The organism is Sporosarcina koreensis (genome assembly GCF_001531445.1).
Lineage (GTDB): Bacteria > Bacillota > Bacilli > Bacillales_A > Planococcaceae > Sporosarcina > Sporosarcina koreensis_C.
Genome location: NZ_LQYA01000196.1, coordinates 41306 through 68296, shown reverse-complemented (window position 1 = coordinate 68296; position 26991 = coordinate 41306). Strand labels below are relative to the sequence as shown.

29 protein-coding genes are annotated in these 26991 nt (G+C 42.6%); 12 read left to right on the top strand and 17 right to left on the bottom strand.

The annotated features are described in order from the left end of the window. Window positions 1-359 precede the first annotated feature (359 nt). The 3 genes from recQ to pssA form a co-directional block, all read right to left on the bottom strand. Window positions 360-2126 (bottom strand): DNA helicase RecQ, encoded by a 1767-nt coding sequence (gene recQ / locus AWV70_RS17860; RefSeq protein ID WP_060209894.1) that lies wholly within the window; start codon window positions 2124-2126, stop codon window positions 360-362. 74 nt (window positions 2127-2200) lie between these two features. Further along, window positions 2201-2614: a hemerythrin domain-containing protein gene (locus tag AWV70_RS17855; RefSeq protein ID WP_060209893.1), complete on the bottom strand. Its 414-nt coding sequence runs from the start codon at window positions 2612-2614 to the stop codon at window positions 2201-2203. Window positions 2615-2901: 287 nt separating this feature from the next. Further along, window positions 2902-3435: a CDP-diacylglycerol--serine O-phosphatidyltransferase gene (pssA, locus tag AWV70_RS17850; RefSeq protein ID WP_060209892.1), complete on the bottom strand. Its 534-nt coding sequence runs from the start codon at window positions 3433-3435 to the stop codon at window positions 2902-2904. Between the two features lie 66 nt (window positions 3436-3501). Between pssA and AWV70_RS17845 the strand changes: the two genes are divergently transcribed. From AWV70_RS17845 to AWV70_RS17835, 3 genes are all read left to right on the top strand, one after another. Beyond that, window positions 3502-4290: a phosphatidylserine decarboxylase gene (locus tag AWV70_RS17845; protein ID WP_060209891.1), complete on the top strand. Its 789-nt coding sequence runs from the start codon at window positions 3502-3504 to the stop codon at window positions 4288-4290. Between the two features lie 185 nt (window positions 4291-4475). Beyond that, window positions 4476-5972: a catalase gene (locus AWV70_RS17840; RefSeq protein ID WP_060209890.1), complete on the top strand. Its 1497-nt coding sequence runs from the start codon at window positions 4476-4478 to the stop codon at window positions 5970-5972. Between the two features lie 156 nt (window positions 5973-6128). After that, window positions 6129-6467 (top strand): DUF5658 family protein, encoded by a 339-nt coding sequence (locus AWV70_RS17835; RefSeq protein WP_060209889.1) that lies wholly within the window; start codon window positions 6129-6131, stop codon window positions 6465-6467. Here AWV70_RS17835 and AWV70_RS17830 read toward each other — a convergent pair. Next, on the bottom strand, window positions 6460-7278 hold the full coding sequence (locus AWV70_RS17830) for a DUF368 domain-containing protein (protein WP_060209888.1): 819 nt from the start codon (window positions 7276-7278) through the stop codon (window positions 6460-6462). The genes AWV70_RS17835 and AWV70_RS17830 overlap by 8 nt on opposite strands. A gap of 179 nt (window positions 7279-7457) precedes the next feature. Between AWV70_RS17830 and AWV70_RS17825 the strand changes: the two genes are divergently transcribed. Genes AWV70_RS17825 through AWV70_RS25125 form a run of 3 tightly spaced genes read left to right on the top strand, consistent with a single transcriptional unit; the run spans window position 7458 to window position 8293 of the window. Continuing rightward, window positions 7458-7658, top strand: coding sequence for a helix-turn-helix transcriptional regulator (locus AWV70_RS17825; RefSeq protein ID WP_060209887.1), 201 nt, complete (start codon window positions 7458-7460; stop codon window positions 7656-7658). Window positions 7659-7661: 3 nt separating this feature from the next. Next, the gene (locus AWV70_RS17820; protein ID WP_060209886.1) at window positions 7662-8144 is read left to right on the top strand and encodes a hypothetical protein; all 483 of its coding nucleotides are present in this window, start codon (window positions 7662-7664) and stop codon (window positions 8142-8144) included. Between the two features lie 14 nt (window positions 8145-8158). Further along, a complete protein-coding gene (locus AWV70_RS25125; protein WP_268777885.1) occupies window positions 8159-8293 on the top strand; it encodes a hypothetical protein in 135 nt (44 codons plus the stop codon). Between the two features lie 191 nt (window positions 8294-8484). Here AWV70_RS25125 and AWV70_RS17815 read toward each other — a convergent pair whose 3' ends face one another. After that, the gene (locus AWV70_RS17815) at window positions 8485-9462 is read right to left on the bottom strand and encodes a rhodanese-related sulfurtransferase (protein ID WP_060209885.1); all 978 of its coding nucleotides are present in this window, start codon (window positions 9460-9462) and stop codon (window positions 8485-8487) included. A 372-nt stretch (window positions 9463-9834) separates the two neighbouring features. Here AWV70_RS17815 and AWV70_RS17810 point away from each other — a divergent pair, with 372 nt between their 5' ends. The 3 genes from AWV70_RS17810 (at window position 9835) to AWV70_RS17800 (ending at window position 12937) form a co-directional block, all read left to right on the top strand. Further along, a complete protein-coding gene (locus tag AWV70_RS17810) occupies window positions 9835-11352 on the top strand; it encodes a polysaccharide deacetylase family protein (RefSeq protein WP_060209884.1) in 1518 nt (505 codons plus the stop codon). A 91-nt stretch (window positions 11353-11443) separates the two neighbouring features. Then, window positions 11444-11827, top strand: a complete 384-nt coding sequence (locus AWV70_RS17805; RefSeq protein WP_060209883.1) for a GntR family transcriptional regulator — start codon at window positions 11444-11446, stop codon at window positions 11825-11827. Between the two features lie 3 nt (window positions 11828-11830). Then, on the top strand, window positions 11831-12937 hold the full coding sequence (locus AWV70_RS17800; RefSeq protein WP_060209882.1) for a DUF1648 domain-containing protein: 1107 nt from the start codon (window positions 11831-11833) through the stop codon (window positions 12935-12937). Window positions 12938-12964: 27 nt separating this feature from the next. Here the strand turns inward: AWV70_RS17800 and AWV70_RS17795 are convergent, their stop codons facing one another. Next, the gene (locus tag AWV70_RS17795) at window positions 12965-13948 is read right to left on the bottom strand and encodes an NAD(P)/FAD-dependent oxidoreductase (RefSeq protein ID WP_060209881.1); all 984 of its coding nucleotides are present in this window, start codon (window positions 13946-13948) and stop codon (window positions 12965-12967) included. Window positions 13949-14217: 269 nt separating this feature from the next. On the opposite strand from AWV70_RS17795, the gene AWV70_RS17790 reads away from it, so the two are divergent. Continuing rightward, window positions 14218-15906 carry a methyl-accepting chemotaxis protein gene (locus AWV70_RS17790; RefSeq protein WP_060209880.1) on the top strand — a complete coding sequence of 563 codons (1689 nt, stop codon included), beginning with the start codon at window positions 14218-14220 and terminating at the stop codon, window positions 15904-15906. 85 nt (window positions 15907-15991) lie between these two features. Here AWV70_RS17790 and AWV70_RS17785 read toward each other — a convergent pair whose 3' ends face one another. Further along, window positions 15992-16279, bottom strand: a complete 288-nt coding sequence (locus tag AWV70_RS17785) for a DUF6509 family protein (RefSeq protein WP_060209879.1) — start codon at window positions 16277-16279, stop codon at window positions 15992-15994. 185 nt (window positions 16280-16464) lie between these two features. Here AWV70_RS17785 and AWV70_RS17780 point away from each other — a divergent pair, with 185 nt between their 5' ends. Continuing rightward, window positions 16465-18162: a M3 family oligoendopeptidase gene (locus AWV70_RS17780; protein WP_060209878.1), complete on the top strand. Its 1698-nt coding sequence runs from the start codon at window positions 16465-16467 to the stop codon at window positions 18160-18162. Window positions 18163-18252: 90 nt separating this feature from the next. Here the strand turns inward: AWV70_RS17780 and AWV70_RS17775 are convergent, their stop codons facing one another. The 6 genes from AWV70_RS17775 to AWV70_RS17750 all read right to left on the bottom strand — a co-directional run bounded on the left by AWV70_RS17775 (window position 18253) and on the right by AWV70_RS17750 (window position 24666). Next, a complete protein-coding gene (locus AWV70_RS17775; RefSeq protein WP_060209877.1) occupies window positions 18253-19788 on the bottom strand; it encodes a GGDEF domain-containing protein in 1536 nt (511 codons plus the stop codon). A 95-nt stretch (window positions 19789-19883) separates the two neighbouring features. Then, entirely contained in the window at window positions 19884-21563 is a 1680-nt protein-coding gene (locus tag AWV70_RS17770) for a formate--tetrahydrofolate ligase (protein WP_082713691.1), read from the bottom strand. A 55-nt stretch (window positions 21564-21618) separates the two neighbouring features. After that, on the bottom strand, window positions 21619-22611 hold the full coding sequence (locus AWV70_RS17765) for a zinc-binding dehydrogenase (RefSeq protein ID WP_060209876.1): 993 nt from the start codon (window positions 22609-22611) through the stop codon (window positions 21619-21621). Window positions 22612-22740: 129 nt separating this feature from the next. Next, window positions 22741-23595, bottom strand: coding sequence for a metallophosphoesterase (locus AWV70_RS17760; RefSeq protein ID WP_082713690.1), 855 nt, complete (start codon window positions 23593-23595; stop codon window positions 22741-22743). A 5-nt stretch (window positions 23596-23600) separates the two neighbouring features. After that, window positions 23601-24095, bottom strand: coding sequence for a helix-turn-helix domain-containing protein (locus AWV70_RS17755; protein ID WP_060209875.1), 495 nt, complete (start codon window positions 24093-24095; stop codon window positions 23601-23603). An 85-nt stretch (window positions 24096-24180) separates the two neighbouring features. Next, window positions 24181-24666, bottom strand: a complete 486-nt coding sequence (locus AWV70_RS17750; protein ID WP_060209874.1) for a dUTP diphosphatase — start codon at window positions 24664-24666, stop codon at window positions 24181-24183. Window positions 24667-24761: 95 nt separating this feature from the next. On the opposite strand from AWV70_RS17750, the gene AWV70_RS17745 reads away from it, so the two are divergent. Further along, window positions 24762-25145 carry a hypothetical protein gene (locus tag AWV70_RS17745; protein WP_060209873.1) on the top strand — a complete coding sequence of 128 codons (384 nt, stop codon included), beginning with the start codon at window positions 24762-24764 and terminating at the stop codon, window positions 25143-25145. Window positions 25146-25166: 21 nt separating this feature from the next. Here the strand turns inward: AWV70_RS17745 and AWV70_RS17740 are convergent, their stop codons facing one another. The 4 genes from AWV70_RS17740 to infC all read right to left on the bottom strand — a co-directional run bounded on the left by AWV70_RS17740 (window position 25167) and on the right by infC (window position 26754). Continuing rightward, window positions 25167-25457 carry a DUF1294 domain-containing protein gene (locus tag AWV70_RS17740; protein ID WP_060209872.1) on the bottom strand — a complete coding sequence of 97 codons (291 nt, stop codon included), beginning with the start codon at window positions 25455-25457 and terminating at the stop codon, window positions 25167-25169. A gap of 154 nt (window positions 25458-25611) precedes the next feature. Continuing rightward, the gene (gene rplT, locus AWV70_RS17735) at window positions 25612-25971 is read right to left on the bottom strand and encodes a 50S ribosomal protein L20 (protein WP_060209871.1); all 360 of its coding nucleotides are present in this window, start codon (window positions 25969-25971) and stop codon (window positions 25612-25614) included. A 49-nt stretch (window positions 25972-26020) separates the two neighbouring features. After that, entirely contained in the window at window positions 26021-26221 is a 201-nt protein-coding gene (gene rpmI, locus AWV70_RS17730; protein ID WP_041075504.1) for a 50S ribosomal protein L35, read from the bottom strand. A 26-nt stretch (window positions 26222-26247) separates the two neighbouring features. Further along, window positions 26248-26754 (bottom strand): translation initiation factor IF-3, encoded by a 507-nt coding sequence (gene infC, locus AWV70_RS17725; protein WP_060209870.1) that lies wholly within the window; start codon window positions 26752-26754, stop codon window positions 26248-26250. Between the last annotated feature and the right edge of the window lie 237 nt (window positions 26755-26991).

Below are 26991 nucleotides of genomic sequence, written 5' to 3'. Positions count from 1 at the left end.
AAGTCAGTGAAAACTGACTTTCTGTGATGGCCCCGTTTTCTGTCGAAGAATATATGGAAGTATCCTTGAAACGTTGCTTTCCGTTCCAGGCGCACGCTTTCCAGGGGGCGGGCGGTGAGCCTCCTCGTTCGCTTCGCTCCCTGCGGGGTCTCACCTGTCCCGCTTATCCCCAGGAGTCGGCGCCTTTCACTTCAAGCAACTAATAATCACAGGCTATAAATATCCAAAAAAATCGTCCAATCTAGTAAAATGGAAGTAACCAAACCCCCATCTCAGAAAGGACGATTCTTATGTGCAATCCGAAGATTACTATGAACAACAATTATACCACAGAACTACCTTTAGGAATAAAGGAAATTTCATATGGAACTCAACTCGTTTGAAAATGATTTGATTTCATCCATGAATGCTTCTCCGTACCTTTCCAACTTTGCCGCCCCCACACCATTCACTTCCAAAAAAGCGTCTTCCGTAACCGGCATTTTTGCTGCCATATCACGCAATGACTTATCCGAAAAGACGACGAATGGCGGGACGCCCGCTTCTTGGGCCAGCTTCATGCGCAGGGCCCGCAACTGGTTGAATAGCGGATCGTCTTTCGCGATCTGCTTCGTTTCGACGGTCCCTTTCCGATAAACCTGTATTTTACCGGTCAATACGTCCTTGCCTTGTTCGGTGACATAAATAATCGGGAATTGACCATTTTCCACCCCGAGGTAATTTTCGGAAATGATGAACTCGATGAAATCGGAAACGTCTTTTGCGTTCCGTTCTTTCATCAGGCCATATGTCGTCAATTTATCGAAACCGAATTCCAGCACTTTTTTATTCCGCGAGCCTGTGAGCACTTGTGCGATCATCGTTTTGCCAAAACGCTGCCCCATTCGTATGACGCAAGATAGAACCTTCTGCACGTCAACTGTAACCTCAAAGCTTTCACGGGTGTCTGTACAGTTCGCGCATCTTCCGCAATCCTGCACATCCGTCTCCCCAAAATACGAAATAATGAATTTTTGAAGACATGATTCGGTATGGCAATAGTCGATCATCGACTGCAGTTTCTCCAGTTCTGCGGGGATCCGGTTTTGATCCTGTGATTGATCAATGAGGAACCGCTGCGTGATCACGTCCTGCGAAGAAAATAAAAGGGTGCATTCACTATCAAGCCCGTCCCTTCCCGCACGGCCTGCCTCCTGATAATAACTCTCCATATTTTTCGGCATTTGATAATGGATGACATATCTAATATTGCTTTTATCGATCCCCATCCCAAACGCATTCGTCGCCACCATGACAGTCGCCTCATCCATAAGAAATCGTTCCTGTTCAGATTGACGGAAAACATCCGATAGGCCTGCATGGTATTTTGCAACCGCGACTCCGCTCCGCTCAAGCGTTGCATGGATCTGGTCGACCGCTTTACGTGTGGCAGCGTAGATAATACCCGCTTCCCCTTCATTCTTTTTGACATATTCTTTGACGAACTTATCCCTGTCCTGCCCTTTGATGACAGAAAAGGTGAGATTACTTCTTTCAAAGCCCGTCATGACTGTATTGTCATGTTCGATATGCAATTGGTCGCAAATATCTTCCCTCACCGCAGGCGTTGCGGTTGCTGTCAATGCCAAAACAACCGGTTTTCGTTCGAAGGAAGAAATAACTTTGTTCATCATACGGTAACTTGGTCTGAAATCATGTCCCCATTGCGAAATACAGTGCGCCTCATCAATTGCGATCATCGGAATATCCATTCTGCTGATTTGCTGAATGAACGAAGGAGATTCAAATCGTTCAGGAGCTACGTAGAGCAGACGATACATTCCCTCCAATGCGTTTTCAACCGTCCCAAAGTATTCTTCCGTCGACAATGTACTATTGATGTACGCTGCAGGTATGCCGATTTGATGAAGGGCATCCACTTGGTCCTTCATCAATGAAATCAACGGTGATACGACTAATACCGTGCCTTCCATGACCAGCGCCGGGACTTGATAGCAGATGGATTTACCGCCGCCAGTAGGCATGACGCAAAGCGTATCTTTTCCATCAAGCACATTACGGATAGCTTGGTCTTGGCCTGTACGGAAGGAAGAAAACCCGAAGTAGGAAGATAAGACAGAATTCATTTTTTCGATCGGAATCACCTCTTTCTATCAGTCAAAGAAAAAAGCACCTACGTTCGGCGCTTTTTCCACCTTTTTCACTCTAGCAATAACCGTTCTTCATCGCGGCTATGTATTTCATTAACAACTACTAATGCATAAAATTTCTGTAAAATAGTAGGGCTGAGTTTTTCCGTCTCGCGAAGTGTTTCAATATCTTCCACGATAATCCTGAGCAGATCATGATCTCTCGTCAATTGGGTAATTGCCTCGCCCAGTTCGGGGTTTTCTTTTTTGATTTCCAGATAGAGCCCTTCTTCTTCGGCGTCGGCATGGCTGATCACCCTTGACTTCCAATAATCAATCAGTTCATCAGCAGCGCGATCAGCCGATTTCATATCGCCTTCCTGCAGAAACTCAATTAGCAATTCCGTCTTGCTGACAGCTCCCGACAACCCGCCTTCGTGGATGGCACGGTGGGCTTGCAGTTGTTTCAACGCTGGACCTGACATATGACTCATCCTTTCAATTAAATGCTTTCTTCTAGAATAACAGACATTTGTACAAGTCACCAATTGAATGACATAAAAAAAGCCCTCCCTACGAAAATATCGCATGTGAGAGCTTTCGATCATAATGCAAACGGAGATGAGAGGATTTGAGCCCCCGCGGCGCGTGAACGCCCTAGCTGATTTCGAGTCAGCCCCCCTGCAGCCAATCGAACCACGAAGAGTTCGATTTGCCTTAATTTCTGTGTATTTTGCAGAAATTAAGGCATCCCTCGTGAACACTTTTAACATTATATTTTTGCGATACGGATGTTGCTTATCATAGCAATACCAAGAACAACCATGAGAATGACGAAAAACGGCGGTCCGATATAAGGACTCAAAAAGTATGATAATGTCAGCAGAACACCAGCTGCCGTAATCGGCACACCATAAAAGGAACCGTCAAACTCCTTAACATTGTAACGAGCAAGACGTATTGCTCCTGCGGCGATATAAAAGACAGTCGCTGCGATGCCGACCCATAGCATTGAGGATAAATCAGTCATGTAGATCAGAAGCGCAGGAGCTATTCCGAATGATACAATGTCACTTAGCGAGTCCAGCTCTTTGCCAAATAGCGACTCAGAATGAAAATACCGCGCAGCCATGCCGTCGAACCTGTCGAGAAGGGCTGCAAGAAAAATGAAAACAAGACTCATATGCGCAAGCTCCCGGGCGATAAGAATAATTGCGATGATGCCAAAACTCAAGTTTGTAATTGTGATTGTATTCGCCACTTGGCCTTTTATTTTCGTATAATCTAAGTATCTAGACGAGAACATGATGATACCTCCAGTATTATTATCTTGCATGCTAGGTAACTATTTAAGAGCATTGGAGATTTAGACATGAAAAAAAATTTATTTAACCGCTTTGTGGAACTGAGCGGACATCCCTTCTCTTCCGCCTTATTAAAAGCAGTTACAAGATCCCGCCTAAGCAGGAAGCTTATCAAGCCTTTTGCAAGGACGTACCGCATTAACGAAGAGGAAGCAGAATTCCCAATCGAACAGTATAACAGCCTTCAAGCTTATTTTACGCGTAATCTAAAAAAGGGTTCACGCACGATTAATATGGGTCCGAATACCTTGATTTCACCGGTTGACGGCGTTGTTACGGAGGCAGGTGAAATTAACAAAGATCAAACATTCATGATTAAGGACCATCTATATAGTATAAAGCAGATTTTGGGAGATGAAAAGATAGCAATTCCATTTAAAGGAGGTTACTTTTATATATTTTATCTCTCACCTAGCCATTATCACCATTTCCACTATCCATACGATGGAGAAATTGTATCAAGATATGCTTTGGGGACCATATCCTCCCCTGTAAACAATCTCGGCTTGCAACTCGGCAATCAGCCTTTCGCAACTAATTATCGAATCATATCTGAACTTTCAACAATTCATGGCAGAATGGCAATGATTAAAGTCGGGGCTCTGAACGTGAACAGCATCCATATTTTGGATTCCTCCACTACCTGCAAAAAAGGAGAAGAGTGCGGTTACTTCTCATTTGGGTCGACTGTCATTTTATTAGTTGAGAAGAACGAATCTTTCCAATCAACAATTGCTGTTAATTCGGAAGTGAAAATGGGACAGGCAGTTGGGGAATGGGTGGCCCACTCACAATAAACCTTCAATAATCGGCCACCTCCTAGAATTTCAGATACTTCCCCCTCTTCAGTTAAATATAATCAAAATTATGCAATATGAATTATCTCTCAATAATCATTATAATTTACTGTGGATTTTACGGAATGCATGTGCTATATTGAAAAGGAAGCATAGCAGACTATTAATTCAAGGGGGCATTATCAATGACAAACAATGATAATCATTCTCAAAGGAAACTGACAACCGCAGCGGGCGCTCCTGTAGTGGACAACCAAAACTCGATGACTGCGGGTCCAAGGGGTCCAGTCCTTTTACAGGATGTCTGGTTGATTGAAAAGCTGGCACATTTCGACCGCGAAGTCATCCCTGAACGCCGGATGCATGCGAAAGGATCAGGTGCTTACGGAACATTCACGGTAACGAATGATATTACCCAATATACGAGAGCGAAACTTTTCTCCGAGGTCGGAAAGAAGACGGATATGTTCGCCCGCTTTTCAACAGTTGCAGGAGAACGTGGTGCAGCTGATGCTGAACGCGACATTCGTGGATTTGCACTTAAATTTTATACAGAAGAAGGTAACTGGGACCTTGTCGGAAACAACACACCCGTCTTCTTTTTCAGGGATCCTCTCCAATTCCCTGACTTGAACCATGCTGTCAAAAGAGATCCGCGCACGAATATGAGGAGCGCGACAAACAACTGGGATTTTTGGACTTCCCTACCTGAAGCATTGCACCAAGTGACCATTGTCATGAGTGAACGCGGCATTCCGAAGACATATCGTCATATGCACGGCTTCGGCAGCCACACGTATAGCATGATCAATGCAAACAATGAACGCGTTTGGGTCAAATTCCATTTCCGTTCCCAACAAGGGATTGAGAATTTGACGGACGAGCAGGCGACTGAATTGATCGGCACGGACCGCGAAACACACCAACGGGATCTATTGGAAAGCATCGATAACGGAAACTTCCCTAAATGGAAGATGTATATCCAAGTAATGACGGAAGAACAGGCACTGAACATGCCTTACAACCCGTTCGATTTGACGAAAGTCTGGTATAAAGGCGACTTCCCACTTATCGAAGTTGGAGAATTCGAATTGAACCGTAACCCGGATAACTATTTTGCCGAAGTAGAGCAAGCCGCTTTCACTCCTGCGGCGATCGTTCCCGGGATCGGCTTCTCCCCAGATAAGATGTTGCAGGCAAGACTATTCTCTTATGGCGATGCACAGCGCTACCGTCTTGGCGTCAACCATCACCAAATTCCGGTCAATGCACCGAAATGTCCGTTCCATAGTTTCCATCGCGATGGCGCGATGAGGGTGGATGGCAACCATGGAAGCAGAACTTCCTATGAACCGAACAGCTTCGGTGAATGGAAAGAACAGCCTGATTTCAAAGAGCCGCCACTTAAAATCTATGACGATGCAGCGCACTGGGATTTCCGTGAAGATGATGATGATTATTTCACACAGCCAGGCAAACTGTTCAATTTGATGAATGACGAGCAAAAAGCATTATTATTCGGAAATACCGCCCGCAATCTTGGCGATGCCCCGAATGAAATCAAATACCGTCATATCCGCCATTGCTACCAAGCGGATCCTGCCTATGGCGAAGGTGTTGCTGCGGCACTTGGCTTCTCGATGGATGACGTATTGGTTAAACAGGAAGTTACTAGTAAATAAGAATGAAAAAATGCCACCGAAAGAAATTTTCTTTCGGTGGCATTTTTCTTGCCGAAAAACAATATTCATCTATGACGGGAAATCTTCTGACATCGCATTGAATAAATTATCCGTCCCCTCCATATCCTAGTGTTACTTATCTTAGGAGTGATATATATGGAGACGGCCAATGCCCTGCCAATTTCCAAAGACCATTTATTGAATACATGCTTTCTATTATTTTGCCTATGCATGCTCGATGCAATCTTCACGGATCTCGGCATCCGCTACGGTCATATCGAAGAAGCGAATCCATTCGTTCGTTCCCTATATGATATGAATGTCATTGCATTCTATTTGTTGAAGGCAAGTCTTCCAATTCTGTTATTCATGCTTATGCATTACATGAAACCATCACTTTTAATAAGAAATCTACTTGTAGTTGCACTAATTGTCTATACATTCATCATCTTCATCCACGTATCATGGATTATCATCGTCATCGCATTCATTTAGCGGATGGGTCCGCCGTATTAAACATATTTGCAACAATCAAACCCGTGATAAGGGCAATGACGCTCATCACAAATGGCGTCCCGCTTTCCGGGATACCCGGATAAATGACGAATACTGAACCGAGGATCAAGCCGATAATGATGGCGAACATGGCATGAGTGAACTTATCCAATAAAAAATGGATTGCCCTGCTGCTAACAATGAATCCGACAATTACCCCTGCCCCGATGACAATGATGATTGGGATGTTCAATGTTGATAGTGCATTAATCGCCGTTGTATAAACGCCCAATAAAAGTAAAACAAACGAGCCGCTCACGCCCGGCAACAACATTGCCATGCTTCCTGCCCACCCTGCCAAAAACAAGCCTATCGTATTTTGCATGGTTAACGATGTAATGACGCCAGTTTCTGCGGGTTTAATGAATGCTGTAGAGGCCAACGCAGCGCCGACTGCAAGCAAAAGGATGAAATGCCAGATTTTGAAGTTCTTTCTGACGCCCGCCTGCCTTGATATGAATGGTACGACACCAATAATCAACCCTAAAAAGAAAAATTGTGTCGGTTGCGGGTAGTCCTTCAATAAGAAGTCAATGACCCTGCTGAAAAGCAACAATGTCAAGCCGATCCCTACGCCTAACGGCAATAAAAAGCCGATATGTTTTTTCCATTCACGGCTGAAAAAGCCGCTGATTGCAAGTAATAATCGATCATATATGCCAAGAATGAACGCGATTGTTCCCCCGCTCACTCCCGGAATTAAGTCGCTGATCCCCATCAGGAATCCACGATAAATATTCTTCCATTCCATACTGTAGTTCCTCCAATATCTCTTCAATGATAGTAGTATACCATTTAGCCAATGATGACAACCATTTTAAATGCAATAGGACTATTTTTATTTTTCTTACATATGTATAGTTGACTTTACAATTTGTATAGTATACCATACACATAAGTAAGAAGTGATCTGTGCAAGGAGGAGTCGGTTTGATTAAAAACCGCGTCAAAGAACTGCGTGCACGTTTTGATTACACACAAGGTGAGCTGGCTGACATAGTAGGTGTCACAAGGCAGACAATCGTTGCGTTAGAAAAAGGGAGCTACACCCCTTCCCTGCTTTTAGCTATGAACCTTGCTGAAGTTTTCAAACTGCCGATCGAGGAAATATTTACGAAGGAGGAAAGTTAAAAATTGAAAATGAATATCGCTGTTTTTTTAAGGATTATGTTGTTCATTTCACTATCTGTAATGGTTTACGATTATTTAAAGTTAGAGCAAAGTTTCATTCAAATGGAACGAGGGTTTATTGATGGATTCAGCATGTACATCTCTCCGTGGCCTGGAAATTTTTTCTTAATAACCACTTTACTTTTCCTATTAGCTAACATTGTCATAATGATTAACGTTTGGAGAAATAAAAATGCCGATAAACGTTCATTTCTCACCTTCGAATATGATGTCTCTGACGAAAGGGCCGTCGGAAATACTAGAAAAGCAGTTAGCCATGCGTTTTCCATTCTACTTATCTATTCACTATTAATGATTGGATCATATATGTACATCCCAAATTATTTCGTCGATCATATTTGGTATCCGCTTTTTACAACTGCATCAATCCCTATTGTCGGATTGATTTCGTATTTTATTGTTTATAAAGTGCTGCAATACAAGTAAAAGGAGAGGATTCTATGAAAGACTTAACTATTGCCATTGCGTTGCGAATCATGTTAACGGCCATATCATTCCCGAGTTCAATCCGCAAGACGAAAGAGAACATCAAATTAGCGGAGAAGCATATAAAATCGCATTTTCTACTATTCTAGTTATCTCTTTTATCGTCATTTGGGTTGCAGCCTTCATTCAAATATTTGACAGCACATTGCAGCCACTCTTCATCTCTCTAAGTATCGGATTCATTCCGATATCCGGCTTGCTTGCCTATTTCTTTTCCTACCGCTATCAATACAAAAAATAAAAACGCCAGCGTAGTTCATTGCTACGCTGACGCTTTTTATCAGTTTGCTACTTTTTCCTCGCTGCTGCGCTTTTCGATTTCTTCCAAACGCGCATCGAATTCTTCTACTGTCATTTTATTTTCCACAAAATAACGGTTGCGTGGATGTGTACGACACTCGTCTGAACAACTACGCATATAAAGCCGCTCATTTTCTTCAGAGCAAAGGATTTTCTTGTTGCATTCAGGGTTTGCACAGTTTACGTAGCGTTCGCAAGGCGTCCCGTCAAAATGATCACGACCGACGATAACATGCTCAACCTGATTCACAGGAACAGCAATCCTTTCATCGAATACATAACATTGGCCGTCCCATAGTTGGCCTTTCGCTACCGGGTCTTTACCGTACGTTACGATTCCGCCTTCCAAGTGTGCAACGTCTTCAAAACCTTCACGCTTCATCCAGCCTGTGAACTTCTCACATCTGATTCCGCCAGTGCAATACGCAAGAACTTTTTTGCCTTCAAATAGTTCTTTATTTTCACGGACCCATTCAGGAAGATCGCGGAAATTCTCAATATCCGGACGAATCGCCCCTCTGAAGTGTCCAAGATCATATTCATAGTCATTTCTTGTATCAAACACAACTGTGTTTTCATCTTGCATAGCTTTTAAGAATTCTTCCGGTTTCAAATATTGGCCAGTCAATTCCAATGGATTAATATCCTCTTCAAGGCTCAAGTTTACAATTTCCTGCCGGTGCCGCACGTGCATTTTTTTGAATGCATGTCCATCTGCCTCGTCGATTTTAAACCAAAGATCTTTGAAACGCTCATCACTGTGCATCATGTCCATGTATGCTTCCGTTTGTTCAACAGTTCCGGAACATGTACCGTTGATGCCTTCCTTGCCGACCAAAATACGGCCTTTCAATCCAAGTTCCTTACAAGAAGCCAAATGTTCGGCAGCAAATGTTTCAGGGTCTTCGATGTGTACGTATTTATAGTACAACAGTACCCGATATGCTCCAGTTTCCATTTCTTCGACCACCTTCTGTTTGTTTTCTTTGCAGTAGAAATAACAGCCTGATCGGTTTAACAATATTTGATTGTAAACACTCAATAGCTCACCCGTATTTGCAAGATCCGGGCATCAGACAGTATATCATAAAAATGTCCTATGAAAAAGCAATTTCCCCTCATTCTTTTTATACTATCTTCATTTCAATTGACCTTATTTATCCACCCCCAATTTGGGTATAAGTGTTGTATACTCATAGTATGAAAGAATCGACATTTTTCCCGATTATCCGAAACTATCTGCGGAGTCGCTCCGTCTAACTTTACAAGTAGATCAATCAGGAAGCTTGATAGAGTTCTGCTACAAAAAATCATAAAGGAGCCGCGCATCATGAAAAGAAAGCGTCATAAAGCACGATCTGTATGGATCGACATCACTTTTTCCATCGCTATTGTCCTATTGACAGTCAGTGCCATAATTCTCGTTTTTAAGACAGAAAATGGCCACACCGCTTTACAGTCTGACGAGAAGGAGATGATTTCTTCCGCTCCCGTCGAATCGGAGCAAATAGATTCGAACTATCCAGGAATCAAAATCATTACAAAAACATCAAACGATAAAAATGCTCCTTATGCCATCCAGTATCCGCAAAGCATACATAACAATTTCAATACGGAAGTCAAAAACTATATCGAAAAAGTCCAATCAAAATACTTCGAAACGATAATCGAGAAAAAACGGCTAAACGAAAAAACTTCAGGGGAATTGAATGTCTCTTATGAAACGTTGCCCCATGCTTCAGGAAACTATTCCTTTGTCTTTCTCAACAGCAGCAGTTTCAGTGATTTGGAATCTGGGAAAATGGAAATCCGTTCGTTCCATTTAAATCCGGAGACAGGCGAAAGCTTTTCTATACGGGACTTATTTGCAGGAGATTCCAACCGTCTACAGACACTTGCTTCGTTAGTACGTGGAGCGATTCAAAAAGACGATTTGCTACAGGAACACCTTATCGAAAATGAAGTGGAAAGGTATACAGAGCCTAGGTGGATGAACTACAGGAATTTTGCCATCTCAGACGACGCACTCATTATCTACTTCGATGAAAACACAATAGCAGACAGCTTGGTTGGACCTCCTATCGTCTCTATACCCATCGAAGCGATAGAAGAATTATTGGCGTCGACGTTCAAGCCGAAAGCTAAAGAAGATGGAGTTGAAGTCTCCGATGAGGATTCCGAGAATGCATCCACCGAAGAAAATAACGATGGAAATTCCAACGAATCTACTGAATCGGATGTAAAGTCCGATGAAGAATCCGCAACTTCTTCTTCTGGTGAATCCGTCCGAAAAAAAGTCGCTTTGACATTTGACGATGGACCTGATCCGAAAGTGACGAGACAAATATTAGAAACTCTACAAAAGCATGAAGCCAAAGCAACCTTTTTCATGCTCGGCAGCCGTGTCGAATATTATCCGGATATTGTCAATGAAATAAAGGACGCCGGCCATGAATTAGGAAACCATACGTGGACGCACGCTGATTTAACGAAATTAGGAACTGAACGCATCGCTAAAGAAATTGAAAAGACTTCCGCAGTCATCGAGGAAGTGACCGGACAAAAAGTCGAAGCGTTCCGTCCTCCCTACGGAGCATTCAATGACACCGTCAATAATACGACCGGTTTGCCGATCATTTTATGGGATGTGGATACGCTCGATTGGAAGTATCGTGACCCTGCGAAGCTTCTTCAAATGGTGAAAGAACATGTGAGGGATAGAAGCATCATTTTAATGCATGACATTCACCAATCGACTGCCGATGGGCTAGATGCTGTTCTAACATACTTGAAAAATGAAGGCTATGATTTTGTCACTGTTAAAGAATTGGAAGAGACATCCCCCTGAACATAATTGTTCAGGGTTTTTTCTATGATAAGTGTATATTTTAATACCGATCACTGTTATAATAGTATTAGAACAGAATGGAGGGTATGAGATGTTCATTCAAATCGAACCGACTTCAGAAATACCGATATATACTCAATTGGCGAATCAATTGATTGAATTGATTGCTACAGGTACATTGAAAGCTTCCGATGCATTGCCTTCCGTCCGCTCTCTCGCAGCCGATCTTGGAGTCAATATGCATACAGTGAACAAAGCGTATCATGAGTTGGAGAAGAAAAAAATAATTGAAATCATCCCGAAGTCAGGCGCCATCATCAATCCGATATCCTCAAACGGACCAAGCGATATGCAAATGGACCTAATCAAGCTTCATCTAAAGCCGCTCATTGCAGAATCGATTGTTTACGGCTTGGACAAGGAACAGATTCTTTCAATCACCTCATCAATCATTTCGGAAATTACGGAGGGATGAACAATGGTACTTACATTATTTTTGGCGATCATCTTATTTTTAACCATTATGCAAGCAGTTATTCCGTACCTTTTGAAGAAAACAATCGTTTTCGGCGTGACGATACCTGAAGGGCATACCGATGACAAGACGCTTGCTGTATATAAGAAAACCTATTCGGCAACTATCTTCTTCATGGGTTCGATCGGTCTGCTCATTTATGTATTTTGGGCTCTCAGTAATCATTTGCAAGAAGAGAAAATCGTCTTCGCCGGATTGATTCTTCAATTTGGAATCCTACTGATCAGCATGGCTCTTTACTTATACTTTCATATTCGGACGACAAAAAGGAAACGGGAGCATAAATGGGGAGATAACTTAAAAAGAGTGCGGGTAGCAGATTTGACGAGCCGTTCCAATGATGAAATGCTCCCTTCTCTCATGTTTGCATTGCCTATCCCTATTACATTCGGTTTGATCGGCTATACAGCGATTCAGTACGGCGCCATGCCGGATCTGATACCTACCCATTGGGGACCCAATGGACAACCGGATGCATTTACCGAGAAAAACCGTTTTTCCGTCATTGCTCTCTTGCTCATTCTCCTCGTCATGCAAGGGATGATGCTCGCAATCAATACTTTTACTAAGAAATCCGGTGTGAAACTGAATGCATCGAAAAGGAACTCTTCCCGCATTCAACAATTAACATTCAGGAAGTACACAAGCTGGTTGCTGTTTTTAGTGTCAATTTCAATGACGGTGCTTTTAGGCTTTCTACAGCTGACGACAATCCATGGAGATTTAGGAGGTCCCTTCCTCATGATGGCGATGCCTTTGGGATTCCTTTTCGTCATATTGCTTGCGACCGCAGTGTACGCTTTCAAAGTCGGCCAAGGAGGCTCCCGTGTTCAGCTTGAAATAGACGAAGAGCCTATCGCCGGTGTAACGGACCCCGACGATGACGCCTTTTGGAAAGCAGGCGTGTTTTATGTCAATAAAAATGACCCTTCCATTTTTGTTGAAAAGAGGTTCGGGGTCGGTTGGACCATGAATTTTGGAAATCCGATGGGCTATTTGATCATCTTCGTACCATTGCTCATCATATCGATAATCTCATTTTTATTGTAATAAAAAAACCGGCATCCGCCGGTTTTTTTAGTTGAATACACTTGTACTATGCAATGGCTGCAGTCTTGCTTTCGGATCAACGAATGCTTTTGCATGGTTCACGGCTGTTGGAGCTTCCCCTAAACCGACTGCAATCAGCTTCACTTTCCCGTCATATGTCGTGACGTCCCCTGCTGCATAAATGCCTGCTATATTCGTTTCCATTCTGGAATTGACGACGATCGAGTTGCGGTCCATATCAAGGCCCCACTCTTTTATCGCTCCTAAAGATGAAATATTGCCATAGTTAACGATGACATGGTCTACATTCAACACTTCTTCGGAACCGTCCTTTTGAGCAATGACGACTTCGTTGACGATACCATCTTCCCCGACAATTGACTTGATCGAGCGGGAAGTGAGTACATTCACTTTCGATGCCATCAATTGGTTCACGCTTGTTTCATGAGCCGTAAATCGTTCACGTCTGTGTACAAGTGATACATTTGATGCGATGTCTTCAAGCATCATTGCCCAGTCTACTGCAGAATCTCCGCCGCCGCATACAAGCACATTTTTTCCTTTGAACATGGAAAGATCTTTAATTCCGTAATGCAATGTTTTCCCTTCAAAATCAACCTCTTCAGCCAATCCGATTTTCCGTGGCTGGAATGCACCGATGCCTGCAGTCAATAGGATTGTACGTGTCAAATGGACGCCCTTATCTGTCTGAAGAATAAAGTGATCGCCATCGCGCGTCACGGAAAGAGCAGTTTCCCCTAGATGGATTTCGGGTTTGGAATAGTGCGCTTGTGTAACTAGGTTTGCGACAAGATCCTTCGCAAGGATCTTTGGAAAGCCGCCAACGTCATAAATGAATTTGTCTGGATACAGCTCAATCAGCTGCCCGCCGAGTTGCGGCAAGCTGTCAATGATTTTAACAGACATCTCCCGCATTCCCGCGTAGAAAGATGCAAATAGTCCTGTGGGTCCTCCACCTATGATCGTAATATCGACAATCTCATTGCTCATCTATTAACACTCCAATGTTCTTGTAATTTGGATGGATGTAAGAAAAAACCAATTCATTAGTATCCCCTACATATCTACTCTACACATTATCTACTATTTTTCAATAAAAAACACATAATTTGACTTGATATGAACAGATTTTTTTAATAAATAATTTCCCTTTCCTTAAACGCCTAATATTTTTAATTTTGTATATAGTATTATTTTCTTAAATAAGTATAATAGTATGTATGTACTGTAAAGAGAGATTTTTTAGGGGGACTAATTTCATGAGTTTATCAGTATCAAAGAAGATTTGGGTGGGATTTTCTGTTCTTCTTGCTATTATGCTCGTCATGGGGGGCGCATCCTTTTTTGCAACGAAGACGATGAATGACGAGTTTGACAAACTGATTGATGACCGTGCTCATAAAGTGAATTTATCCGATGAACTGATCAGTGCGCAAAAAGAGAGGTATATAGCTATTAGTAGTTATGTGCTATTCAAAACATCGGAATTCGTAGCACAGAGGGATGAATCAACAGCGAATGCAACCGAATTGATCAACGAAATGGGCGAAGCTTTCAGTTATACGAATGGTAGTGTGATCGTAGAGGAAATCAAACAATTACATATGCAATTCAGCCAAATGGTCGATGAAATCAGTTATAGCTTAATGAGAGCCAATGATACGCAGAACCGGAATCTATTGCGCGAAGCGAATGATGTCAACTTGCAGATTATGGAGAAAGCAAGCGAATTGAAAGAGAGCCAGCAGCAGGAAATGCAAAAGTCCCGTGAAGATTTATTGCAAATGACGAACTTCATCCATTTGCTTACGTTCCTGTTCATCGGTCTTGCTGTAGTGATTTCATTGATTATCGCCTCATTCATTAGCCGCAGCATCGGAAATCCTGTCAGAAGGATGACAGCAGCAATTGAACGGATTGCGACTGGCGATTTATCGGTGGAGCACGTCAATATTAAGAATAAAGACGAAATCGGAATGATGGCGAAAGCCTTTAACAAAATGACTGATGATTTGAAAAACCTGATGGAACAGATCCGTTTTTCCTCTCATCAGCTTGCTGCGCAGGCTGAACAGTTGTCGGCAAGTTCTGAGGAAAGCCTCGCATCATCCGAAATGGTTGCTTCTGCATCCGAGAAGAATATGAGGGATAGTGAAAATCAATCCGACTTGGTGAATGAGACTGTCGAGTCTGTCAGTCAATTGACTGATGATGTCAATCAGATTTCGGACAGCAACTCGACAATGCTCGAAGCGATGACAACTGTGATATCTCATGTGGAAGCCGGTTCATCGACGATTGAAAGCCTATCAGGTCAAATGTCGGATACCGATGTGATTATTCAAGAAGCAGCCTCGATTATCCAATCGATGGCGAAGCAGTCTGCAGAAATCGAGCAAGTTACATCGTTAATCACAGCCATTTCGGAGCAAACGAATCTATTGGCATTGAACGCTGCAATCGAAGCTGCTCGTGCAGGCGAGCATGGAAAAGGATTTGCGGTCGTCGCTGAGGAAGTGCGGAATCTTGCTGAGCAATCCAAATCATCTGCAGCCGATATCGGCAATATGATCCATTCCATTCAAGATGCAACTCAGAAGGCAGTGAATGCCATCAATTCAGGTAGCAATAGTGTAAAGGAAGGTTTGACCGCCACGAACCATTCGTTACAAACATTTACTGAAATCGAGCATTCCGTCAATGCAGTGAATAAGAATGTATCGATTGTGTCGGAAGCAATACGACAAATTCGTTCCATGACTGACACGATCGCCAATTCATCGAGTGAAGTGAAGAAACTGGCGGAATCCACGGCCTTTACAGCACAAGAAACAAGTGCTGCTACAGAAGAGCAATTGGCTGTCAACGAAGAGATATCCACAAGCTCGCAAACTCTTGCCGGACTTGCTGAAAACCTTCAAAGAGAAGTGAACCGTTTTACGTTTTAATTATAAAAATCGTTGAAACAGCAACCCCGATCGGATGGTAGCCGTTTCAACGATTTTGTTTTTACAAACATTACTATTTCTTCGCTTACTCTTCTTCTAATTGTTCCTCACAGAAAACGGCCAGTTGGGCGACTTCTTCATCATCGAGTTCAAAATCAAGGATTTCGTCAGTTGCCCGTTCAAATAGATGATAAGAAGCCACTTTTCCTTCGTCGCCATCGACTGCATAAACGACCCGTATGCCAGTCCCCTTCTCGTTATGGAGTTCATCTTCCTCATCGAATTTTACATAAATGCGAAATTCGTATCGATGCCCTGACAAGATACCTGTCGGATCGATGAGTTCAATCATGCTATATTCAATAATTTCCACTTGGTCTCATCCTCACATAATGTTTTCCTTCTCATCTTACAGCAAACTAGACGAAATGGTCACGTTTTCACTTCCTTCGAAATATCTATTTGATCCTGCAAACTTTCTTTTGCATTTTCGCAATGATTAGTTAACAATGAAGATAGTGAATACTATTCACACTAATAGATTACGGGGGAATGAAAATGCTTACGTTTGAAGAATTCAAGTATAATAGACCTGACATGGACAGCCTTAAACAAGAGTTCAATGAACTGTTGGATCAATTCCGTTCTGCAAAATCCTTTGAAGAACAGAATAGCATCATTGAACAGCTGAACGCTATCGGAAGCAATTATTCGACACAATCCAGCTTAATGTACATCCGTTCATCCATCGATACGAATGATGAGTTCTATCAGAAGGAACGGGACTATTTCGATGAAATCGGGCCAGAATTCCAAGAGCTTGGGACCGCCTTCTACAAAGAATTAGTGAAGACACCTTATCGAAAAGAACTGGAAGAGAAATGGGGTTCCCAACTTTTCGCCCTTGCGGATAATGCAATCAAGTCCTTTTCTCCTGAAGTTCTTCCGCTGCTTCAACAAGAGAATAAGCTCACTTCCGAGTATGCCAAGCTAGTCGCTTCGGCTCAAATTGAGTTCGATGGGAAGACATTGACACTAGCACAACTCGGACCGTACGCGGAGTCTACTGACAGAGATGTCAGGAAGTCAGCAATGGAAGCCGGCTATTCTTTCTATGCAGAGAATGGAGATGCTTTCGACCGTATCTACGATGATCTTGTCAAGGTAAGACATGAAATCGCAACGAAACTAGGTTTTAAAAACTTTGTGGAGCTTGGGTACGCCAGGATGAACCGGATCGGCTACGATGCGGATATGGTGAAAAATTTCCGCGACCAAGTGCGGGACTATATCGTTCCGCTTGCGACGAAGTTATACGAGCGCCAAGCAGAGCGTATCGGTGTTGATGAATTGAAGTTCTACGACCAATCCCTAAACTTCCTAAGCGGGAATGCGACACCGAAAGGATCGCCTGAATGGATCATTGAAAACGGAAAAAAGATGTATGCTGAACTTTCCTCTGAAACGGATGAGTTCTTCAAGTACATGACGGAAAAGCATCTTCTGGACTTGGAAGCAAAGAAAGGAAAAGAGACCGGCGGCTATTGCACGTTCATCGATGATTATGACTCTCCTTTCATCTTTTCGAACTTCAATGGTACATCTGGTGATATCGATGTACTGACGCACGAAGCAGGCCATGCCTTCCAAGTATACTCGAGCAGAAATATCGGCATTCCTGAATACGTCTGGCCAACTCACGAAGGCGCCGAAATCCATTCCATGAGTATGGAGTTCTTCACATGGCCTTGGATGGAGCTGTTCTTTGAAGACGATACGGAAAAATACAAATTTGCACACTTGAGCAGCGGTCTGCTATTTTTACCGTATGGTGTAGCCGTAGATGAATTCCAACATGCTGTTTATGAAAATCCGGAAATGACGCCAGCTGAACGTAAGGCGGAGTGGAAGCGGATTGAGAAGACATATTTGCCGATGCGTGATTATGATGGCAATCCTTATTTGGAAGCGGGATCGATTTGGCAACGCCAGTCACATATTTATGAAGCACCTTTTTACTATATTGATTATACGTTAGCACAAATTTGTGCGTTCCAATTTTGGAAACGTTCGTTTGAAGATCGCGATACCGCTTGGAAAGATTATTTGCATCTATGTAAGCTTGGTGGGTCAAAACCCTTTACAGAGTTAGTGAAAGAGGCTAATTTGCTTTCCCCGTTCGAAGACGGATGTGTCGAATCAGTTGTCGGCACGATTGAAACATGGTTGAATTCAGTCGACGATAAAGCTTTATAAATTGAAACTCCGTGCAGTGGGACTCTTACTGCCCAATTAACACGAGATAACATTGAAAGGGGCTGCCGGCATAGGCAGCCCCTTCATGATTTAAAATACTGATTCAAAAAGGTTATATTGGTTTTTGCCGTTTTCCTTGGATTGATAAAGTGCCTGATCCGCCTTTTCATATAACGATTCAAAATCATCATTTTCAGTTGCAATTGCGACCCCAATGCTGATGGAGGTATGGATACTTTCATCGTTCAAGTGATTTTCCATGTTTTCATTGATTTGAACCAACATGTCTTCCGAAAGGGATTTTACATCTGGATTCTCATTCAAATCAATTAGGACGAGAAACTCATCTCCGCCTACTCTTGCTGCAAAATTGCCCGCACCGACCACTTCCTGAATCGTAGTTGCTGCGACTTTCAGAATCCTATCGCCTTCACCATGTCCCAAGTAATCATTGATGGATTTGAAATTATCCAAATCGATCATCATTAAACCTATTCTGCTATTTTTCCGTTCTAGCCTTTTCGAAATTTCATCTTCAAAAGCCGCTCGGTTCTTCAAGCCCGTCAAGCTGTCGTGAAAAGCAAGATGGATCGGCATCGCAACAAGGCGGGCGATAACGAAGGACATCATTACTGAGCCAAAAAGAGTGATCAGCAATTGCAGAAGGAATTGATTCTTATATTCAGCAAGCAAACCCGCCATTTCATTATTGTTGTATGTAATTTCGACAACACGCTCAGTCGAATAACCCTTTTTTTCATCTGCTGAGTAAGGGATATATCTATATGTAACTTTATTTCCGTCTTCTACTAAAACTAGTTCATCAGGTATTCCACTTCTCCGCACTTTTTCAAACACTTCTTGGTATGGCTGTTGAATAAACTCCTGTTTAAAATTCTCAGTTTTCACTCCTAAAGGATTCCCTCCGGCATTGAATACCGTTATAGAAGTAATGCCATCATATTCTTCAACAAGTTCATCGATCGAATCAAGAAAATTGAATTGCTTAAAAATTTCATGGTCTTCCAGTAAAAACCCTAATTCAATCAAATACTTATGATCTGACGTAGGCATATAACTGAATTTTTTCACCTCTCCAGTTTTGGACTGAATGTCCATTCCATCCGCGGTAAACGATTCACCTTCTCGTCTTTTATCCAGTAGGCTTGAAAATCCGGGACAACATTCTTGGAAGTTCATTCCAATATCTTCAGAAAAACTACTGTAGAGAACAGTATTCTTATCATTTAGAATAAATATATCCATTTTGTATTTATCTTTTAACGATAGAAAATCCCACTTTCGAAAATCCGGTTCCTCTTCGTATTTTTGGAGAAGTTCCATAGAATACGATTCCATCATTTCAGCGGTTTGCTTATCAAATAAATCGTATACTTTATCAATTGTAGCTAAGTTATTAATGATTTTATCCTCTGCCATGGAAATTTTAGTTTCTTGGGCTACCAATACCGTTTTCCGCAATTTCGAGTAATCAAATATGGCGATGAGTAATGATAATATGAGTGAAAAGACAATCAGGACAATCGTCAATTTCCATCTGAAATTTGTGAACAACTCCAATCGTCCCCTTTCCACTTTCAATCCTTTTGAATCATTATAGCCCATACTCTTCCAAATTGCTATGTCGTTTCTCCCATTGCACAAGTAAAAAAAGCCGCCACCTTTTAAAAAGTGACAGCTCCTTTTCATTACATTGTAGATTACATCAATCCAATCGCATTCCCTTTTTCATCAATATCCATTTGAAGGGCAGCTGGTTTTTTCGGCAACCCCGGCATGGTCATAATATCTCCTGTCAGACAGACAAGGAATCCCGCACCAAGCTTCGGTATTATTTCACGGATGGTAATAGTAAAATCTATAGGTCTCCCGAGCTTCTTTGGATCATCAGAGAATGAGTATTGCGTTTTCGCCATACAGACTGGAAGGATATCCCAACCATTCTGTTCAATCTGCAATAAATCCTTCCTCGCTTTATCAGTCAGGATGATTCCCTTTCCACCATATACCTTTTGGACAATCGCCGTAATTTTATCTATGACGGGTTGCTCCACGTCGTACAGCGGTGCGAAATCATTTGGCTCCTCCAGCAATTCAAGCACCTGTTTTGCCAGCTCCTGACCGCCTGCACCACCTTGTCCCCAAACATCTGTCATTGCCGCACGGACACCTTTCGCCGCACACCAGCTCAGAACGAAGTCAAGTTCAGCTGCAGAATCAGTAATGAACCGGTTCAATGCGACAACAGGCTGTACTCCAAAAGAACGAACTGTTTCAACATGTTTTTCCAGATTAACAATACCTTCCATTAGAGCTTGGACATTTTCCTTTCCAAGATCCGTCTTCATGACTCCCCCATGCATTTTCAAAGCACGGATAGTCGTCACAAGAACGACTGCATCTGGTGCAAATCCGCCTTTTCTCGCTTTGATATCCATGAATTTCTCAGCACCAAGATCAGATCCGAAGCCTGCCTCCGTCACAACGATATCAGCCAATTGTCTAGCCGTATTCGTCGCCATCAACGAGTTGCAGCCATGTGCGATGTTTGCGAATGGACCGCCATGAATCAAAGCAGGCGTCCCTTCAATCGTCTGAACTAGATTCGGCTTGAATGCTTCTTTCAGTAATAGTGTCAAAGCACCTTCTACACCTAAATCCCTTACAGTAACGGCTTCCTTTTCGTACGTATACCCGATTACCATTTGAGATAGACGCTCTTTCAAGTCGGATAAACTCGTCGCCAAACAGAATACTGCCATAATTTCAGAAGCTACCGTAATATCAAAACCATCTTCCCGAGGAACTCCTTGTCCAGGACCTCCAAGACCGATTGTAATATGCCGTAATGCCCGATCATTCATATCCATGGCGCGCTTCCAAGTGATCCGCCGCGGATCGATTTGCAGTGCGTTTCCTTGATGTAAATGATTATCGATCATCGCACTTAGTGCATTGTTCGCAGTTGTAATTGCATGGATATCCCCGTTGAAATGCAAATTGATTTCTTCCATCGGCAATACTTGTGCATACCCGCCACCCGCGGCACCGCCCTTTACTCCCATGACTGGCCCGAGAGAAGGCTCTCGTAAAGCAATCATCGATTTTTCACCTAATCTGGAGAGTGCATCAGCAAGACCAACCGTCACCGTCGATTTCCCTTCTCCCGCAGGTGTTGGACTTGTCGCAGTCACTAGAACAACCTTTCCGAAAGCTTTCGCAACAGGCAATTTGGAGACGTCAATTTTCGCTTTGAATCGCCCATATTGTTCAACTGCCTCTTCAGGAATTCCCGCATTTTTTGCGATATCCGTTATTGGCTGCATCACTGCAGAAGCCGCAATCGCTAAATCCGTTAATGGTTTTGCTTTTTCCGTCAAAATAGCCACACCCTTCTCTATGCCTTTAATTAAATAGTGATTTATAATAACAAAATCATTTTTCTTGTTTGTTCATGCGCAATACAAGCTTTCCAAACTGTTCACTGTTCTCCAGGTCTCGGAAAGCTTCCAATCCATCTTCAAGGCTGTACACTTTGTCGATGACCGGTTTTGCCCCATGTTCTTCAACATGTTTCAACATCGCCCGCAGCTCTTCCCTACTGCCCATTGTGGAGCCAAGCAGTTGGTATTGTCCATAGAAGAATTTCCGCAGATCCAGCTCGATGACGTCTTCTGTCGTCGCACCAAATACAACGATTCTTCCTCCCGGCTTCAATATTTCCAACGAACGGTTGAATGTCGCTCTCCCAACACTTTCGATGACGAGGTCGACTGATTCATTTGCTAGCGCTTTCTTCCAATCACCGTTCGTATCAATTGCCAAATCGGCACCTAACTCCAATGCCTTCTGCCGTTTCTCTTCCACACGTGAACTGACGATGACACGGGCTCCTGTATTTTTCGCAAACTGGATCATATATGTCGCGACCCCACCCCCAGCTCCCGGGATGAATACTGTATCGCCTTTCTTCAATCCGCCTTGCGTAAATAATGCCCGATAACCAGTCAACGCGGCTAATGCCAATACGGATGCCTCATCCATTGACAGATTGGCAGGTTTCTTCTCGATCTGTTCAGCAGAAATGGCGATTTTTTCAGCAAACGTTCCGTGATCAGGCATGCCTAAAATGTCGAACTCTTCAGGAGGGGCAACGCTTTGTTCAAACCAGCCAAGCGACGGGTTGATGATCACTTCATCACCGATAGCCCAATCTTCCACTCCTTCGCCGATGGATTCGATGACTCCGGCACCATCGGATCCAAGAATAAGGGGTTCCGTCGCCTCCCCGCGGCGTTCAGGTATTTTAATGTCTCTCCGATTCATCCCTGCGGCATACAGTGCAACGACGACTTCTCCATTGTTAGCAATCGGATCTTCCATCTCATCAATTTTCAATTGACCATTTACATGAATGACCGCCTTCACGCAATAACCCCCGTTTACAATATTCTATGAATTGTATACCATTCTATCATACAACATTCACCAATTGTTTTCATATTGATAATAAAAAAACGCAAAGAGGAATTTCCTTTGCGTTTTACAGTTTGCTATTCAGTTGATCAAAGTAACGACAATCACTTCAGGGCGATTGAACACCCGTAGCGGAACGATACTATTTCCTAAACCGCGACTTACAACCATAGAAGTCTTATCCAATTCATGGACACCGGACGTGTATTTGGGAAACCATCCTTGGCCGGGAGCGACTAAGCCCCCGATACCCGGTATCCGGATCTGGCCTCCATGGGCATGCCCGCTGAAAACAAGATCAATTTGTCTGTCCACATATACCTCGAACTTTTCGGGCCGGTGCGATAATAGAACTTTGTATATGTCATTAGGTACATCTTTGAATGTATTGTCTAGAACTTGTTCGACATACTCCTTCTCGTCCAGATTGCTTGACAATGGATCCTCAATTCCGCCCACTGCAATCTGTTCGCCTTGCTCGTTATCTATCATTATTGCCTCATTCGTCAAAATATGCACACCTAGTTCTACCAATTCTTTCTTAATACGCTCCACGTCGTTCGTTGAAATTTCATGATTGCCGGTAACGAAATAGAATGGCGCCACCCCCTGCAACTGCTTGACGATTTCCAAGCTCTGCTCCAAATCGTATCTGTTCCGGTCAATGAAATCCCCTGTTATAAAAATAGCATCCGGTGACAAGATTTTCACTTTATTCACTAATTCCAAATGGTTATCGCCAAACTCCGAATCGTGAACGTCGGAAAGTTGGACAATCCGAAAGTGATTAAAGCTTTCCGGAAGACCGGCTGCCTTTACCTCCACGAAGGTCACCCCGATTGTCGTATTCTCTTTATAAAGATAAAGTCCAAACAGCAATGCTAGAATGAATAAAAATAGAATACCTTTACGTTTCCTTCGCTTGCGTAAGTGCATTTACTTTATAGCCAACGTTTCTTTATTTTTGCAAGCTCCAATAATTCAAGTACGTCTTTTTTCGGTAATTCTGTCAATATGGATAGAAGTTCACGCTCTGCCAGCCTTCTTCCCCGACCGCTTCGATAACGCTCCTTATTTTCCGTATCAATAGAATTATAAAGTCCAGTCAATTTTTCGTCTTGCTCAGCCTCTTCTTTTGCGATGATCAAATTTTCACGCAGCCGCTCATAAAGCATATCCACATTGGATGCACTATTTGCAGTGAATGCACGTGAAGTTTTAGGATCACCTAAAATCAATTCGTCTGTTGAAACATTGAATCTCTCTGATATTTTAGCAATCCAGGCAGCGGAAGGGGCATTCTTACCTTTCTCCCAATCTTTGATTCTACTAGCGGATGTACCGATTGCTGCTCCAAACGCCATCATTGAAAGTCCTCTTTGCTCTCTCAAGGCCTTTAGTCTTACGCCAAAATCTTCTTTACTCCAATCGTTCACGGTGATGCCTCCTCCTATTTACTTATCTCTATATTATTTTTCTTAGTTCCTTCTGTCAATCTTAATTTATTTTTCTATCAAATCATCAGTAACCTGTTCTCTGACGTTTATAATTCTCTTCATTTTTTTCTACATAGGCTTCCATTATTTCAGTATAGGAAACCTCCAGCCTTTTTGCTATTGCGCCATAGTGAATCCACGCGTTTTTATAGCTTGCCATATCTTTTTTTGAAATAAATTCATAGATGGAGTTGACCGTTTGAAGGAACACTTCCGTCAGATTTCCGTCAATTTCTCCCACCGGCCATTCTTCCAACGTATCCAAACCTTTTTCAATTCCTAGTGATAAAAGAAAATGAATGGAATCAACATATTCTTCCAAAATAATATTTTGCTCCGAAGGTCCCTTTGTACTCCAAAATTTAAAACATCTTGTCTCGTTGGCCAATTCTGCAAGTTCAACGAGAAGGGCCAATCCTTTTTCTTCAAAAACGTCCTCGGTTACTGATTGATTGTTTTGAATGTAAGCATCCAGTTCCTGTTGCATCTTGAATAATATCGTCAAATTCATGAAAAAACCTCCAAAATCATAAGTATCTTGAAACCAAACCGAATCTCATCCGTATAAGTAAAAGACTATATCTATTTTTGTGAGGGGATGCTGTTATGGGATTGTTGATCCGCTTTGTCATCATTGCGTTCATTGTCTATTTGTTTTATCGCGGTATCCGTTATTTATTGGATCCGAAACGGAAATTGGACGAGGCGTATGAACAAGAACAATTTTACTTTTATGATGATGTTAAAAATGTAAGGAAGAACTTTTTTATCACATATAAAGGCGCCCTCTTTGAAGGTGAAAAGTATTTAGGGACTACGGAAGATTCCTTTGATGTTGTGTCCATTTTCGTTTGGGTGAAAGATGAAACGAAGCTTCAAGGGTTTTCAAAAGAAGATTTTCTTTTCTTGTCTTCTGAAATCAATTCCAATTATCCAAAAGCTGAAATCAGTTGGAAAAACCCCATTGAAGCATTGATGAAAGCCCGTTAATATAGCGGGCTTATTTTTTTATTACACCCTATCCATGCTGAATGGAACGATACCCAACAGATAGATGATGATCCCTATGTAAATCAATGCAAGAAGTAGAAATCCGACCCGGAATTCTGTGTGGCGTGTTTTATGGCTGAATGCCATCATTCCCAAATATGAACCAATACCGCCGCCCACAATGGCAAATAGCCATAATGTTTTCTCCGGCACTCTGCGTCCCCGCTTCTTCGATTGTTTCTTATCATATCCCATCATTATGAATGACCAAATTGATATAAATATGATCCATGTGATTAACAGTGCATTCATATAGTCAACTCCCTATCTCCTATTCTACACTTTATTGAATGGACTTAGGAAGAAGAACTATAGTAAGTTCATTATTTTTCTTTACTATTTGTTAAATTAACACAAACAGCCCCGCTGCCGGATGACGGCGCGGGGCTGTTTGTTGATCAATCACTTATTTCGCAACTGATTTTTTTGCTGTTTCTGCAAGTTGCGCAAATGCTTGTGCATCTGTCACTGCAAGATCAGCAAGCATTTTGCGGTTCACTTCGATGCCAGCCACTTTAAGACCGTGCATCAATGTGCTGTATGAAAGACCATTCATACGTGCTGCCGCGTTGATACGTGTAATCCATAGTTTACGGAAATCACGTTTTTTCTGACGGCGGTCACGGTATGCATAGTTGAATGATTTCATGACCTGTTGGTTTGCTACTTTATAAAGTCTATGTTTTGATCCAAAATAGCCTTTAGCTAATTTCAATACTCGATTACGGCGCTTGCGCGTCACTGTTCCACCTTTTACGCGTGGCATAGTTCATTACCTCCTGCTATTCCTAAAGAATGTTGTAATAGTTCAAAGATTATTTCATGTATGTGATCATTTCACGGATACGTTTGTAGTCGCCTGAAGAAACAAGTGAAGCTTTACGCAAGTGGCGTTTCGCTTTTGTAGACTTGTTGGCAAAAAGGTGACTTGTGTACGCACGGCCGCGTTTCACTTTACCAGTTGCAGTTTTCTTGAAACGTTTTGCGGATCCGCGGTGAGTTTTCATTTTTGGCATGATCTGTTCCTCCTAAATCGTTCGTGTTACTTTTTTTCGATGGTCGGGGCAAGTATTAGGAACATGCTCCGGCCTTCCATTTTCGGTTTAACTTCAACCGTTGAGAATTCCTTGCATTCTTCCGCGAAGCGGTCCAAAACGCGTTGTCCAATTTCCTTGTGCGTAATTGCACGTCCGCGGAAACGTATAGACGCTTTCACTTTGTCCCCTGCTTGCAGGAATTTAATACCGTTGCGAAGCTTTGTTTGAAAATCATGTTCGTCAATTGTAGGGCTTAAGCGCACTTCTTTGAGGTTGATGACCTTCTGGTTCTTTCTCGCTTCACGTTCTTTCTTTTGTTGCTCAAACTTGAATTTACCGTAGTCCATTACGCGGGCTACCGGTGGCTTTGCGGTTGGAGCGACAAGGACAAGATCCAAATTCGCGCGTGCTGCAATTTCAAGTGCCTCATTGCGTGATTTGATTCCAAGCTGATCGCCGTTATGGTCAATGAGGCGAAGCTCGCGGGCACGGATGCCCTCATTTACGTACATGTCTTTGCTAATAGTAATCCACCTCCGAATGTTGTCTCGCGAATACACGGTTTGGGTACACCGTCCAGCATTCCGACGGTCCCATTGTTCATTCGTTTAATAAGAGCCGGACAATAAAAAAAGTAGACAAAAGTAACTTTTGTCTACCCGCTTATGTGTACGTGCAAATAGATGCACGGCACGTTCACTCATGTGCTGACCTGTCAACAACGGTGTGCGTCGATCAGGTGAGAAGCG